Genomic DNA, 13315 nt, shown 5'->3' with positions numbered 1-13315 from the left:
TCTGCCAACTCTTGGGACATTCAAAAGGACCATCGCACATGAGCAATCCTTCGCTTCTTATCCTGCCTGGTGACGGCATCGGCCCCGAAGTCATGGCGCAGGTTCGCCGCATCATCGACTGGTTCGGTGACAAGCGCGACCTGAAGATCGACGTGAGCGAAGATCTCGTCGGTGGTGCAGCGTATGACGCGCACGGCACCCCTCTGCACGACGACACCATGGCCAAAGCGCAAGAAGTCGACGCGGTTCTGCTGGGTGCCGTTGGCGGCCCCAAATACGACGTCCTTGACTTCTCGGTGAAGCCCGAGCGCGGTCTGCTGCGCCTGCGCAAGGAAATGGACCTTTATGCCAACCTGCGCCCCGCACAGTGCTTTGACGCGCTGGCCGACTTCAGCTCGCTCAAGCGTGACGTGGTTGCCGGTCTGGACATCATGATCGTGCGCGAACTGACTTCGGGCATCTACTTCGGCGAGCCCCGCGGCATCGTCGAAGAAGGCAACGAGCGCGTGGGCATCAACACCCAGCGTTACACCGAGTCGGAAATCGAGCGTGTTGCGCGGTCTGCGTTCGAACTGGCCCGCCGCCGCGGCAACAAGGTCTGCTCGATGGAGAAGGCCAACGTGATGGAATCGGGCATCCTCTGGCGCGAAGTCGTCCAGAAGGTCCACGACGAAGAATACCCCGATGTCGAGCTGTCGCACATGTACGCGGACGCAGGCGCCATGCAGCTTTGCCGCTGGCCCAAGCAGTTTGACGTGATTGTGACCGACAACCTGTTCGGTGACTTGCTGTCGGACGCGGCTGCGATGCTGACCGGCTCGCTCGGTATGCTGCCGTCGGCTTCGCTGGGTGCTCCCATGGCAAACGGCCGTCCCAAGGCGATGTACGAACCGGTACACGGCTCGGCTCCTGACATCGCAGGTCAGGGCAAAGCCAACCCGATCGCGTGTATCCTGTCCTTCGCTATGGCCCTCCGCTACAGCTTTGACCAAGGTGCCGAAGCTGACCGTCTGGAAGCAGCGGTTGCCAAGGTTCTCGAAGATGGCGTGCGCACTGCTGACCTCTTGGGCGAAGAGGGCGTCGAGCCTGTCTCCACCGAGGGCATGGGCAGCGCGGTTCTGGCGGCTCTGGACGCCAGCCTCTGATAAACCTGCACATTCACGAATGTATGAGGGGGGCCTTGCGGGCCCCTTTCTTTTTGGTTTGATGGGTCTAGGGTTACCGCAGTTCCTTGTACTCCCTCCCCTTCCAAGGAGACCTTTCATGTCCACCCCCCCTGCGACTGAACAGTCGAATATCAAGGGTGCCATCTTTGCACTAACCGCTTTTGCGCTCTATTCCGGCCATGACGTGCTGGTCAAAGTGCTGGGTGCAAACCATCACCCCTTCCAAATCGTTTTCTACAGCGTCCTGCTCAGCTTTCCCTTCCTGACCGTGGTGCTGATCCAACGCAAAGAGCCCTCGACCCTGCGTCCGGCCACTCCTGCATGGACCTACGCGCGGACGATCGCCGTGGTCTTTACCGGTGTCTGTGCGTTCTATGCCTTCTCGGTGCTACCGCTGGCACAGGTCTACGCCATGGTCTTTGCCACGCCACTTCTCATTACGGTTTTGTCCATCCCTGTCCTTGGGGAAAAGGTCGGCCCCCGCCGCTGGGGCGCTGTAATCGTCGGTCTGATCGGCGTCATGGTCGTCTTGCGGCCCGGCTCGTCTGAACTGACCTTGGGCCACTTTGCCGCCCTTGGCGCGGCCGTCGGCGGATCGTTCGTGTCGATCATCGTGCGCCGCATCGGGTCGAAGGAAAGCGATATGGTCCTGCTTCTGTATCCCCTGATCGCCAACATTGTGATCATGGGCATGCTGATTCCGCTGGAATACAAGCCCATGCAGCTGTGGGAACTTGGCACCGTTGCCTGCGTGGCGCTTCTGTCTCTGATTGCCATGAGCTTCCAGATCCGCGCCTACAAGACTGGCGAAGCGGGCATCGTTGCACCGATGCAGTACAGCCAGATGATCTGGGCCATCTTTTACGGCTACATGTTCTTTTCCGAATACCCCGACTTCTACACCCTTCTTGGGGCGGGGATCATCATCGCCAGCGGCGTCTACATCGTGATGCGCGAAGGCGCCAGAAAAGACACCCAAGCGCCGGTCACCAACACCGCTGTTCGGTTCGAAACCGGCACCACCCCGCGCTATACGCTTTTATTCCTACGCAGAAGCAAGAAACGCCAAAGCACTCTTGCCAAGCAAAGCTAGGTGCGATAATCGGCCCGGCACGGTCGGAGTGTAGCTCAGCCTGGTAGAGCACTGTCTTCGGGAGGCAGGGGCCGGAGGTTCGAATCCTCTCACTCCGACCAATAAAACAAGGCGCCCTCAGGGGCGCCTTTGTGCGTTCTTGGACACGGTTTTCAGGGATGCGCTGCGCGATAGGCGCTGGGGCTCTGACCCGTCCACCGCTTGAAAGCGCGGACAAATGACGACGCCTCGGAAAAGCCCAGCAGATAGGCCGTCTCCATCACCGAAGCCTTTTGCCCCGTCAGATATTCCTGCGCCATTTGGCAGCGCAACTGGTCATGCACCTCGGCAAAGGTGACGCCTTCGTCCTTCAGCCGACGGTACAGTGTCTGACGGCTCATCCCCAGATCCCGTGCGACGTCATCCATCGAAACCGACCCCTTGTGCAGATCAGGCAACAAGGCCGCCTCAACCCGCGCACGGGTGCTTTCGTCCCGCTGCAATGTGGTCAAGAGCGCGTCGGCATGGCGGGTATAAAGCCCAAAGGCATAGGGCTTTGGCGTGGCATCCAACCCGTCCAGACATCCTGCATCCAACGCCAAGGCATTGCGCCGCGCCTCAAAGGTCACAGGGGCCTGAAATACGTCTTGGTACAGGTCCGTATGGGGCGGCGCGGGATAGGTCACAGAGACCCCTTGCAGAAACGTAGTCTCTGGCAACATCCGGCGGAAGTTCGTCACAAAATTCGCAAAGGTCTGCTCGATCGCAGTGGGCGAGGCATTGGCATTCGGAAAGTGATCGATCAGCCAGAGGGTTTGCCCCTTCCGCTGCAATTCAAACCGATCAGGGGCGTGCGGAATATGCACATCCGCGATAATGCGGGCGTAGCGGTTTACATGGGCAATTCCCGCCTCCAAAGGGCCCGCAGCGTCAATGATCAGCCCAATGATCGACAGTTTCTCTAGCCCCGTTTCCGCAGCATAGCGCAGTGCAATGCCGCTATCGCCGGTGTTGCCGATCGCCGTGCCCATCATCGCCCCATAGGACCGCACCGGCACCCGCGCGTCGGGGTCCAATAACAGTGCCTCGTCAATCTGAGCAGCGTTCAGCAATGCCTCGCGCGGGACACCGCGCCCCACCGCATACTCCAGAAACGAAGCGGCCATGCTTCCCATCACCGTGGGCTCGGTCATTCGTCTGTTCCCCCTGCTCGCGCGTCTTCACAAGCGCGTTGGTCCTAGCCCAAGGGCCTGCGCCCCCTTGATACCAAGGGGCTTGGCCCCACCTACCATAGGTTGATGCAATCCTGACTGTCTCTCAAGGGAATGGTGAATGAACGAACGCCCCGAACACGATGATCATAGCCAGCGCGGCCTACGCCATGTGCGCGAGCTCGAAGGACACCTCGCGTGGCTCGACACCTTTTCGGGGGTCGCCTTGGGCGTTCTGTCCGCTGCATCGGGGATTTACACATATCTTGGCGTTTCGGGACTGCTGGATGACACGGGCGCGTTTTCCTTTTTTGCGGCAGCGGCGTATTCGATCGCGGTATCAGTCGGGATTTTCGTCTTCTGGTCCTACATGCTGCGGCTGTTGCCCGCGATGCGGAACACCGGAAACAAGCTGAAGCTTACCGGCGCGATGGCCTTGGGCTGCGCAGCGATCATTGCGATGTCGTCTTGGCTGAACGCTGCCGCGCTGGCTGGTGCAGCGGCCGTTGAACAGCACCTCGCGACCACGGTCCAAAGCTACCAAAGCGCACTCGAGGAATCCCACGACATCGCCATTTCGGCCCAAGCGCTGGAACGCGACGTCGCCCGCGTGCGCCAGTCGTTCGAGGATCTTTCGGCCCAAGAGGCAGACGGCAACCTGTCCGGTCTTGCGGGGCGCGGCGCCGTCTTCCGTGTTCTCTCTCAGAAAGCGTCTGAGCTTTCGGCGCTCGAAGAGCAGATCGCTGCTCAATCCCCCCTGATCGACTCCGCCTTTGACGAAGGTAACGCCCTACTGTCCCAGATGCGCGCGCTGATCGTTGAACAAGGCCCCGTCGAAGCCCGCAGCGTCGCCTTCAGCGAAGAAGCCGTACGGCTCGCAGGTCTGGTGGCACAGCTTCGTCAGCTGTCCGTTGCACCACTTGTGGATCGCGCGGCAGCAGACCTGTCGGCGTCGGTCGTTCTGCCGGAACTCGACGGCAGCACACCCGACGGGCAAATGGCGCAGCAGCAGACGATCTCTTCGGTGATGGATGTGCTGCAACTGCGCGCAGACTCTTTGGCGCAGGCGGCAGACCAAGTGCTCGCCCGTCCCGCTCCTGCCGACGTGGTCTATACGCCGGTCTCGGCTGCGGATGCGGTGATCCTGTATGCGGGCAACTTCGTGCCGTCTTGGGCGGGCGCGATTGCGATCGACCTTTTGCCTGCCGTGCTGGTCCTGATCCTGATGGTCACCCAATCGGCCATACGCGAAAACCGCCACACCGCCCCCGCTGTCGATGGCCTGACCTTGGGCGAATTGCGCGCGGCCATGTACGCCATGCGCGAGGTAGAACAGGACAGCACACCGCGCCCAACGCCTGCACCTGCCCCCATGCCCAAGCCGGACACACCTGACACATGAGCGAGACGCACACCGTAGACACACGCTCTGCCAAACCTATTCGCCGTGCCATTCTGGCCATCTTGTGGGTGCAGATCGGGATTGGCGCGTTTCTGGCAGGCTCTGATGTGATGTCGGGGTTGGACGGAGTGATGCGCCCGTCCAGCGCCCCCAGCTTTGATCAACCCGTTCGGCCCGGCGATCAAACCCGACGGTTCGAGCCCGCGAACGCGCCGGACCTAACCACTGATCCCAGCCGGCGTACCCCCTTTCCGGGCGGCGATAATGTTCCTAGCCGATTGGCGTTCGAAGCCGCCGACGGCACCGCCTTTGTCAAAGGGCAGATCACGCCCGGTGACGCAGCCCGGTTCGACGAATGGCTCGCCACGGTGGAGGTTGACCGTGTGCGGCTGATGTCTCCCGGCGGATCGGTGCAGGACGCATTGCACATTGGTCGAACCATCCGCAGAAACGCGCTAGAGACCGTGATGCTGGCAGGCGACTTTTGCTATTCCGCTTGTCCCTACGTGCTAGCAGGCGGCACCAGCAGACAGATTGACGACGAAGCCTCGGTCGGGGTGCACCAGCATTACTTTGACGAAAATACGGTGCTGCCCGCTTTTATTGCGGTCGAGAATATCCAGCGCGGTCAAGCAGAGGTCGTCGCCTATCTGACCGAGATGGGCATCGATCTGCGGGTAACAGAGCACGCCCTGTCGACCCCACCGGATGAAATCTACGTGCTCCTCCCCGAAGAACTGGTCGAGTACGGGTTTACCACCGCTGAGGAGGCGTGACGCTTAGGCGTCGCGCTGGATGATGGCGATCCCGACACACACCAGCGCAAGGCCCGAAAATACCGTCCGCGTGATGTTCCAAACCTGCCACGGCTCTGAATAGTCGGCCCAGATGCGGCTGGCCTCGGCCACCTCCGTATCGACCGTGATGTGGAGAGCGCCAAGTGCTTCGTTCATCGGGACGTTCACCAGCATTGTCAGAAACAGGCCCCCGAACAGGTAAAGGAGCGCGCCCGCTCCGACCCACAGTCCAGCGGCTCGCGCACCGGAGCGCAGCGCCAATATCGCCGCCGCGCCCAACACAAGGGGCGTGCCAAAGAATGCGTGGGCGAAGACAGCGTTTCGGACGGACGCGTTCATTTCTTGCATCGCGATAATCGCCACACGCGGATCCGCGTGATCCAACCCCCACATGGTCGAGCAGACCCATGCATAGAAAAACCCAAAGATCGCCCCGCTGAACAAGAGCGAAAGAACCAGCGCCCCAGACACCAAATCAATTGATCTGGTGGAGTGAACTGTCTGTGTGATCGTCATGAAATACCCCGATCCGTAATGATGTGTACGCCTATGCAAGATCCGTAACGAGATGTACGGATTCGGTCAAGTGATTGGGAGACGACTATGCAGGACGCCAAGAAAGACGCACGGAGCGAACAAATCGAAGAGGCAGCCTATGCGGTTCTGGCAGAGAAAGGGTTCGCTGGTGCTTCGATGCTGTCGATTGCCAAGCGGGCGAAATGCTCGAACGAGACGATGTACCGTTGGTATGGGGACAAGGTCGGGCTCTTTCGCGCCCTCGTCACGCGCAACGCTGATCGGGTCGCGTCCGTTTTGCGTCAGGCGGCGGCGCAGGACCGTGCGCCGCTTGACGTGCTCGAAGAGTTCGGCCCCTTGCTCTTGGACACCCTGCTCGGAGAGCGCGCGGTCGCCTTGAACCGAGCGGCAGCGGCGGATGCAAGCGGGACGCTTGGACAAACCTTGGCCGAGGCAGGACGAGACACTGTGCAGCCTCTGATCGTCGCGGTGATGGAACGCGCGATCCGGCAGCGGGCCATCTCTGGACCCGCAGAGGCGGCCTGCGATCTGTATCTGTCGCTGCTACTGGGGGACTGGCAAATCCGCCGAGTGGTTGCGCGGGTGCCCGTCCCGTCCAATGACGTGCGCGCAGCACGGGCCAAGCGGGCGATCCAAGGCCTTCGCACCTTGATGCCTGCCAAATAAAAAAGCCCCCGCCGCTAGGGCGAGGGCTTCGAGTTGCGTGAGTGGTCGGTTTTTAGTCCGAGATTGCGCCTTCTTCGTCTTTGCGCTGCATTTTATTCTTCAGCACACGGCCAAAGACGATGGGCATAACAAAGCCAATAATCGCAATCGCCCACAAACCGAGGGACAGAGGGCTGTCTACAAGGGTCCACCAGTCGCCGTTGTCGATGGTGATCGCACGGCGCAGGTTGGCCTCCATAGAGTTCCCCAACAGGGTCCCGAGGATGATGGGCACCAGAGGCACGTCCAGCTTGCGCAGAACCCAGCCCATAACACCGAAGCCGATCATGACCAGCAGGTCAAAGGACGAGCCCGAGATGCCGTAGATGCCGACAAAGCTGACCATCGCAACCACAGGCATTAGGACGCGCGGGGGCACCATCAGCAGGCGGGTGAACAGACCAACCATCGGGATGTTCATTGCCAGCAGCATGAAGTTCGCAATGAACAGCGCGGCGATCAGGCCCCAAACCACGTCAGGGTTCTGGGTGAACAGCAGCGGGCCGGGAGTGATGTTCAGCGACAGCAGAACAGCCAGCAGAACAGCGGTGGTACCGGACCCGGGGACACCCAGCGCCAGCATCGGCACCAGTGCGCCACCCGCAGCCGCGTTGTTGCCGGTTTCAGGCGCAGCCACACCGCGGGGATCGCCGGTGCCGAACGTGCCTTCTTTGTCGACCAGACGCTTTTCCATCGAGTAGCTGATGAACGAGCCCAGCGATGCGCCTGCACCAGGCAGAACGCCCGCGATGAAGCCCAGAACCGAAGTCCGCAGCATGGTCGGGGTACACTGCTTGATCATGGACCAAGGGGGTGTCAGGCGACCAACGGTCAGCTTACGACCTTCGGCGCTGGCGTTGCCGTGACGCTCTTCGAGGAAGATCAAAACCTCGGACAGGGCGAACAGACCCACGATAGCCACAAGGAAGTCGAGACCGTCATAGAGGTGCACTTCGCCAAAAGTGAAGCGCGGCACACCGGTCTGAGTGTCCACACCGATCATCGCCAGACCCAGACCCAGAGCAGCCGCAAAGGCCGACTTGGCTTGATTGGTCGAGCTCACACCGCCAAGGGTCATGAACGCCAGAGCGAACAGGGCAAAGTATTCGGCAGGGCCAAACAGCAGGGCGACTTTGACCAACTGAGGTGCCAGAGCGATCAGGCCCCATGTCGCAAAAAACGCACCAACGAAGGACGCGATACCGGACAGGGACAGCGCTTCGCCAGCCATGCCCTTTTTCGCCATGGGGTGCCCGTCGAGACAGGTCATCATCGCAGGCTCATCGCCCGGAATGTTCAACAGAATAGAGCTGATCCGGCCACCATACATGGCGCCGTAATACACGGACGTCAGCAGGATCAGCGACGGTGTCGCCCCCAGACCCAGCGTGAACGCCAGCGGGATCAGAATAGCCACGCCGTTCGACGGCCCAAGGCCGGGCAGCGCGCCCATAACAGTCCCCAGAAAACAGCCCAGCAGCGCCAGAAGCAGATTTTCAAAGGTCAGAGCGATCGCAAAGCCATCGCCAAGAGCAGAAAGGATATCCATATCGTGTCTCCTTAGAAGCCGAGCGGGCCACGGGCCAGCGAGAGCCCGAGCACGAGGTGGAAGATGACGTAGATGCCGACCGAGGTACCGACGCCAGTGGCGACAGCTCCGATGATGGTCGAGCCCAGACGCCATGCGAGATAGGTGGCAGCGATTGCGGTCGCGAAAACAAATCCAATGATCGGCAGGAACTCTGCGTACAGGACCATCACGACAACGGCGGCCGCGATTTCAACGAAACGGCCGATGTCAGGCCAGTGGGGCTCTGGATCGGGTTTGATCGCAATCACGGCAGAGCTGATGCCGAGGATAGCTGCGATAATCAGGGGAAAGGCTTTGGGGCCGACTGCGTCCGACAAAAAGCTCTCTTCGATGGCGAGGGCAGACATTGCGTACCCGATGGCCAGAAGAACGCCGAACACGCCGAAGATACGATCACTCATCAAGGATCTCCTGAGACGGCTATGGTTTGGATATGGAAAGGGACGCCGCATGAAGGGGAGAGGCGGCGTCCCTAGGTGTCTACACAGGGGGGCTGCGTAGAATTACTTGATGATCCCGATCTCTTTCGAGATGTTCTGGATCTGGGTCACAGAGCGCGACACAAAGGTCTGGAATTCATCGCCGCGCAGGTCGAGCGGTGCCAGACCGTTTGCTGCCATGATGTCTTTCCACTCGGGCGATTCATACAGGTCGCCGATTTTGCCAACCCATGCGTCATACGCTTCGTCGCTCATGCCAGCGGGGGCGTAGAAGCCGCGCCAGTTTGCGCCGATCGCGTCGATGCCCTGCTCTTTTGCAGTCGGGAAGTCAGCGAATTCGCCACCCAGACGCTCGGGCGACAGAACTGCGATCACTTTGACGTCGCCGCTGTCAACAAAGCCTTTTGCTTCGGAAACGTCGCCGGTGAACGCCTGAACCGAGCCAGCCAGCAGCTGGGTTACAGCTTCGCCGCCGCCATCAAACGCGATATATTTCACCGAACGGACATCTTCGACGCCGTATGCGTTTGCTGCGATCAGAACCTTCAGGTGGTCCCAGCCGCCAACAGCCGAACCGCCAGCAACCGATACCGAGGTGGGATCGTTTTTGATCATGTCCAGCAGTTCGGGGAGGGTGTTCACTTCGCTGTCGGCTGCAACGGCGATGACACCGTAGTCCGCACCGATCGACGCCAGCCAACGCACCTGATCATAGGTGTTGCCAGGGTATGCGCCCTGCGCCAGACGAGTCGCAGTTGCGGTCGAGCCTGCAACGATCAGGTCATTGTCGTCGCCGCGCTTGTTCACAACTTCGGCAAATGCCACACCACCGCCGCCACCGGCGAGGTTCACGACCTGCATAGTCTTTTCGATCAGACCGAGGTCCTGCATGGATTTACCAACCTGACGGCAGGTGAAGTCCCAGCCACCACCGGGGTTTGCGGGAGCGATACACTCGGGGTTCTCGGGCTGCCAGCCTTCGGCGGACGCTGCAAATGCGGATGCACCCAGCATCAGGGCGGCCACGGTCATACGAGTCGCTTTAAAGATCATTGATGTTCTCCTCCACAGTGATCCATCAGACAGATTTCGGGCCTGTCCGGTATGAACCCGCCAGCGCTGCTTGTGTTTGCAGTCTCCTCGTGGCGGGCTATGAAGGAGTTAAGTAGCGATGAAAGCTGTCGCGAACCTGTCAATTTGACAGCAAAGCGCCGGCAGATAGACCCGATAGAGGAAAAAGATGCGCATTCTGATTGTCGAAGACGCCACCGACATGGCAGAGGCCATCGCGATTCGCCTAGGCAAGGCAGGTATGGCCTGTGACATGGCCGAATCGTGCGAGGCAGCCGAAGATTTCCTCGCTGTGCAGCGCTATGATGCCTTGGTTCTAGATATCAACCTTCCTGATCGCACGGGTACAGAGCTCCTTGCGGACCTGCGCGCGCGCGGTGTGCGCACGCCTGTTCTAATGCTAACCGCGCTGTTTTCCGTGGATGACCGAGTATCCGCACTAAACCTCGGGGCTGATGACTATTTGGTAAAGCCCTTTGATTACAGGGAACTAGAGGCCCGCCTCCGCGCTCTTGTCCGCCGCGAAGCCGAGCAAAAGACCGACACACTGACCCTTGGCCCTTTGAAATTCCAGCCATCGACGATGACCGCTGATTTGTCGGACACACCTTTGGACTTAACGCGGCGCGAGGCTGCTCTGCTGGGGCTTTTACTGCGAAACAGTGGCAAAACTCTGAACAAAGAGCGGCTCTATGACGGCCTTTTTGCATTTGAAAACGCAGACGTGGGATTGAACGCGATCGAGCTGTATATCGGCCGCCTGCGCAAGAAACTGGCGGGAAGCGGCGTCTCGATCGAGACCCAACGACGACTCGGATACCGGATCATTCTGGATGAATGAGCCTCTGATTTCCACCGCGCGACAGCGATCTTTGTCGTCACGTGTGGTGACAGGTGTGCTCTCGCTTTTGTTGATCGGTGGAATCATTGTTGCCATCGCGAGCTTTGCCTACGGCCGCCAAGCTGCCCGCCAGGCATATGACCGTCTGCTTTTGGGCGCCGCCAACGACATCGCAGAATCGATTGCGGTGATCGGGGGCGAACCTCTGACCGATCTCCCAGTCTCGGCCTTCCAACTCTTGGCGCTGGCACCCGATGACCGCGTGGCCTACGCCGTGCGCGGCTCGCGCGGGCAGCTATTGACCGGCCAAGACCACGTACGTCTGCCGCAATCGAGCACGACTGGCGGCCCCGTGTTCTACGATGCCCCCATGCAAGACGAGGCCGCGCGTTTTGTAACTGTGTACCGCCGCTTTGCCGAAAGGGATTTTTCGGGCACGGTCAGCGTGACGGTCGGACAAACGCTCGCCGCGCGGAATGTCATGGCTTTGGGACTGACCCGCGATGCCCTGATCGCTTCGCTCGTGGCTGGACTTGCGCTGATGGTTCTGGCCACACTCGTGATCCGCAATGCGATGGCCCCGCTAAACAAAATCGCCGATGAATTACTGGACCGAGATCCCTACGATCTGACTCCCATGGACCGGAATGTGCCGGCCGAAGTCTCCGTCATGATCGACGCCATGAACCGGTTCATGCTGCGTCTGGACCGTCAGGTCAGCAGCATGCGACACCTGATTTCGGACACCGCGCATCAACTGCGCACCCCCGTTGCCGCTATCCGAGCTCAATCAGAGCTGATCGTCGAAGCCACCGACGAGGACGTGCGAAACCAGATGGTCACCCGCTTGACGCGCCGCTCGCGATCCTTGGGCGAACTTTTGGACCAGATGCTGTCCCGCGCGCTGGTGATCCACCGATCAGACAGCGCGCCACCTTTGCCAGTGGATTTGCGCGACATCGCTCTGAATGTCGTCGAGTCCAAGGATCACGAACTTCTCTCGCCTGAAACAGAGGTAGAACTGCGGATCGGACCGGACGAAGTGATTGTACTGGCCGACGAGATCTCTTTGGTCGAGGCGGCGAAAAACATGTTTAACAATGCGCTGCGCCATGGCCAGTCGCCCGTTGTCATCGGTGTCTCTCAGCATGGGGGCTCGGCGGAAATTTGGGTCGAGGATGCGGGCTCTGGCCCGCCCGCCGACATTCTGGACCGCATCGGCGAACGCTTCGAACGCAGCGCCGCCTCTTCGGGGCGCAGCGCAGGCTTGGGCCTGTCTATCGTTCGCTCTGTCGCCAGCGCTTTCGCAGGCGAGCTGACCATGGGACGGGGCGAAAACGGCTTCCGCGTTACACTCACCCTGCCAGCCCAAACCGGAGAGACCCAATGATCCGCAGAATGATCGCGGCCCTTTTGCTGTGCCTCTTTAGCCTGCCAGCCCATGGCGAAGAAGCGGTTGCCGTGTTTGGCGCAGAATCCGCCCGCCCGATGCTGTTTCGGTCCACCACGGATATCCGCGTCTTGGGGCCTACAATCGAAGAGTTCGTGCGTCTGAACCCCGACATCCGCGTAATTTACGAACAGTGGGGCTCAAACGCGCTTTACGCCGAATCCCTTAAGGATTGCGAAGCCGGTCGCGGTGCCGATGCGATCCTTTCCTCGGCGGTGCACCAGCTTGTGTCCTTGGTGAACAGCGCGTGCGCGGCGCCCTACCGATCCCCCCTCACTGAAGCCCTGCCCAATGATCGACGCTGGCGCGACGAGCTTTGGGGGATCACGCGCGAAGCCGCCGTCATCATCTACAACACCGCGCTCGTTTCAGAAGAGGACGTCCCACACAGCCGCTTTGAACTACTGGACCTTATGCGGCGCGAGAACCCCATTTACGAGGATCGCATCGCCACATACGACATCGAAGCCTCGGGCCTAGGCTACCTCTTCGCGTTTTCAGACAGTATTGAGGCCAGCACATTTGGCGCTTTGCTCGAGGGCTTCAGCCGCGTAGACGCGGTTGCCACCTGCTGCTCGAACGAGATCATCGAAGGGGTCAGTTCAGGCCGCTATCTGATCGCGTACAACGTGCTTGGGTCTTATGTCAGCGCCCAGTACCGAGACAATGTCAGCGTGGTGATGCCCGAAGACTACACCCTCTTCCTCTCACGCACTTACATGATCCCGCGCAACGCACAGAACCAGAGCGCGGCCACGCGTCTATTGGACTTCCTGCTCTCCAGCCAAGGCGATGCGCTCTTGCGCGACAGCGGGCTGGTGATGCGCCGCGACCCCGAGGAAACATTCCTGCCCGAAAGCTCGGAACGAGCGATCCCGATCAACCCGATGCTTCTGGTCGCCTTAGACCAACACCGCCGCAAACGGTTCATCGCGCAGTGGCGTTCCACCTTCGGGGCCCCTCAATTCCTATCTCCCTAAAAGAATAAGGCGCAGGCCAGTGAGGAGGGGCCTGCGCCGGATAGCGCCACTT

13 protein-coding genes and 1 tRNA gene are annotated in these 13315 nt (G+C 60.3%); 9 read left to right on the top strand and 5 right to left on the bottom strand.

Annotated features, from left to right (window positions below; all coding sequences use genetic code 11):
• Positions 1 to 38 precede the first annotated feature (38 nt).
• The 3 genes from leuB to N4A58_RS11895 all read left to right on the top strand — a co-directional run bounded on the left by leuB (position 39) and on the right by N4A58_RS11895 (position 2360).
• Positions 39 to 1145: a 3-isopropylmalate dehydrogenase gene (leuB, locus tag N4A58_RS11905; protein WP_293709887.1), complete on the top strand. Its 1107-nt coding sequence runs from the start codon at positions 39 to 41 to the stop codon at positions 1143 to 1145.
• Positions 1146 to 1263: 118 nt separating this feature from the next.
• Positions 1264 to 2259: a DMT family transporter gene (locus N4A58_RS11900; RefSeq protein WP_072709584.1), complete on the top strand. Its 996-nt coding sequence runs from the start codon at positions 1264 to 1266 to the stop codon at positions 2257 to 2259.
• A 24-nt stretch (positions 2260 to 2283) separates the two neighbouring features.
• Positions 2284 to 2360: transfer RNA gene (locus tag N4A58_RS11895), tRNA-Pro, on the top strand.
• A gap of 51 nt (positions 2361 to 2411) precedes the next feature.
• On the opposite strand, the gene N4A58_RS11890 is transcribed toward N4A58_RS11895, so the two are convergent.
• Positions 2412 to 3431: an AraC family transcriptional regulator gene (locus N4A58_RS11890; protein ID WP_293709884.1), complete on the bottom strand. Its 1020-nt coding sequence runs from the start codon at positions 3429 to 3431 to the stop codon at positions 2412 to 2414.
• Positions 3432 to 3570: 139 nt separating this feature from the next.
• Here N4A58_RS11890 and N4A58_RS11885 point away from each other — a divergent pair, with 139 nt between their 5' ends.
• Both N4A58_RS11885 and N4A58_RS11880 read left to right on the top strand, forming a co-directional pair.
• Positions 3571 to 4851 (top strand): hypothetical protein, encoded by a 1281-nt coding sequence (locus N4A58_RS11885; protein ID WP_293709882.1) that lies wholly within the window; start codon positions 3571 to 3573, stop codon positions 4849 to 4851.
• Positions 4848 to 5627 (top strand): hypothetical protein, encoded by a 780-nt coding sequence (locus tag N4A58_RS11880; protein ID WP_293709880.1) that lies wholly within the window; start codon positions 4848 to 4850, stop codon positions 5625 to 5627. The genes N4A58_RS11885 and N4A58_RS11880 overlap by 4 nt, the downstream gene beginning before the upstream one ends.
• Before the next feature lie 3 nt (positions 5628 to 5630).
• Here the strand turns inward: N4A58_RS11880 and N4A58_RS11875 are convergent, their stop codons facing one another.
• Complete coding sequence (locus N4A58_RS11875) at positions 5631 to 6164, bottom strand: anthrone oxygenase family protein (RefSeq protein WP_293709878.1); 534 nt, start codon at positions 6162 to 6164, stop codon at positions 5631 to 5633.
• Positions 6165 to 6251: 87 nt separating this feature from the next.
• On the opposite strand from N4A58_RS11875, the gene N4A58_RS11870 reads away from it, so the two are divergent.
• Positions 6252 to 6851 (top strand): TetR/AcrR family transcriptional regulator, encoded by a 600-nt coding sequence (locus tag N4A58_RS11870; protein WP_293709876.1) that lies wholly within the window; start codon positions 6252 to 6254, stop codon positions 6849 to 6851.
• A gap of 52 nt (positions 6852 to 6903) precedes the next feature.
• Here N4A58_RS11870 and N4A58_RS11865 read toward each other — a convergent pair whose 3' ends face one another.
• From N4A58_RS11865 to N4A58_RS11855, 3 genes are all read right to left on the bottom strand, one after another.
• The gene (locus tag N4A58_RS11865; protein ID WP_293709874.1) at positions 6904 to 8439 is read right to left on the bottom strand and encodes a tripartite tricarboxylate transporter permease; all 1536 of its coding nucleotides are present in this window, start codon (positions 8437 to 8439) and stop codon (positions 6904 to 6906) included.
• A gap of 11 nt (positions 8440 to 8450) precedes the next feature.
• Positions 8451 to 8882, bottom strand: coding sequence for a tripartite tricarboxylate transporter TctB family protein (locus N4A58_RS11860; RefSeq protein WP_293709872.1), 432 nt, complete (start codon positions 8880 to 8882; stop codon positions 8451 to 8453).
• 102 nt (positions 8883 to 8984) lie between these two features.
• Positions 8985 to 9974 (bottom strand): tripartite tricarboxylate transporter substrate binding protein, encoded by a 990-nt coding sequence (locus N4A58_RS11855; protein ID WP_293709870.1) that lies wholly within the window; start codon positions 9972 to 9974, stop codon positions 8985 to 8987.
• A 187-nt stretch (positions 9975 to 10161) separates the two neighbouring features.
• On the opposite strand from N4A58_RS11855, the gene N4A58_RS11850 reads away from it, so the two are divergent.
• Genes N4A58_RS11850 through N4A58_RS11840 form a run of 3 tightly spaced genes read left to right on the top strand, consistent with a single transcriptional unit; the run spans position 10162 to position 13263 of the window.
• Complete coding sequence (locus tag N4A58_RS11850; RefSeq protein WP_072709541.1) at positions 10162 to 10833, top strand: response regulator transcription factor; 672 nt, start codon at positions 10162 to 10164, stop codon at positions 10831 to 10833.
• The gene (locus N4A58_RS11845) at positions 10826 to 12223 is read left to right on the top strand and encodes a sensor histidine kinase (protein ID WP_293709868.1); all 1398 of its coding nucleotides are present in this window, start codon (positions 10826 to 10828) and stop codon (positions 12221 to 12223) included. The genes N4A58_RS11850 and N4A58_RS11845 overlap by 8 nt, the downstream gene beginning before the upstream one ends.
• Positions 12220 to 13263 (top strand): ABC transporter substrate-binding protein, encoded by a 1044-nt coding sequence (locus N4A58_RS11840; protein WP_293709867.1) that lies wholly within the window; start codon positions 12220 to 12222, stop codon positions 13261 to 13263. The genes N4A58_RS11845 and N4A58_RS11840 overlap by 4 nt, the downstream gene beginning before the upstream one ends.
• Positions 13264 to 13315: the final 52 nt, after the last annotated feature.

It is taken from the genome of Donghicola sp. (assembly GCF_025210255.1).
GTDB lineage: Bacteria > Pseudomonadota > Alphaproteobacteria > Rhodobacterales > Rhodobacteraceae > Donghicola > Donghicola eburneus.
This window is presented reverse-complemented; position numbering and strand designations above follow the sequence as displayed.

What these genes read in the sequence shown, in the direction of transcription:
- leuB (WP_293709887.1), top strand. Translation starts at nt 39, where the DNA reads ATGAGCAATCCTTCGCTTCTTATCCTGCCTGGTGACGGCATCGGCCCC.
- N4A58_RS11900 (WP_072709584.1), top strand. Translation starts at nt 1,264, where the DNA reads ATGTCCACCCCCCCTGCGACTGAACAGTCGAATATCAAGGGTGCCATC.
- N4A58_RS11890 (WP_293709884.1), bottom strand. Translation starts at nt 3,431, where the DNA reads ATGACCGAGCCCACGGTGATGGGAAGCATGGCCGCTTCGTTTCTGGAG.
- N4A58_RS11885 (WP_293709882.1), top strand. Translation starts at nt 3,571, where the DNA reads ATGAACGAACGCCCCGAACACGATGATCATAGCCAGCGCGGCCTACGC.
- N4A58_RS11880 (WP_293709880.1), top strand. Translation starts at nt 4,848, where the DNA reads ATGAGCGAGACGCACACCGTAGACACACGCTCTGCCAAACCTATTCGC.
- N4A58_RS11875 (WP_293709878.1), bottom strand. Translation starts at nt 6,164, where the DNA reads ATGACGATCACACAGACAGTTCACTCCACCAGATCAATTGATTTGGTG.
- N4A58_RS11870 (WP_293709876.1), top strand. Translation starts at nt 6,252, where the DNA reads ATGCAGGACGCCAAGAAAGACGCACGGAGCGAACAAATCGAAGAGGCA.
- N4A58_RS11865 (WP_293709874.1), bottom strand. Translation starts at nt 8,439, where the DNA reads ATGGATATCCTTTCTGCTCTTGGCGATGGCTTTGCGATCGCTCTGACC.
- N4A58_RS11860 (WP_293709872.1), bottom strand. Translation starts at nt 8,882, where the DNA reads ATGAGTGATCGTATCTTCGGCGTGTTCGGCGTTCTTCTGGCCATCGGG.
- N4A58_RS11855 (WP_293709870.1), bottom strand. Translation starts at nt 9,974, where the DNA reads ATGATCTTTAAAGCGACTCGTATGACCGTGGCCGCCCTGATGCTGGGT.
- N4A58_RS11850 (WP_072709541.1), top strand. Translation starts at nt 10,162, where the DNA reads ATGCGCATTCTGATTGTCGAAGACGCCACCGACATGGCAGAGGCCATC.
- N4A58_RS11845 (WP_293709868.1), top strand. Translation starts at nt 10,826, where the DNA reads ATGAATGAGCCTCTGATTTCCACCGCGCGACAGCGATCTTTGTCGTCA.
- N4A58_RS11840 (WP_293709867.1), top strand. Translation starts at nt 12,220, where the DNA reads ATGATCCGCAGAATGATCGCGGCCCTTTTGCTGTGCCTCTTTAGCCTG.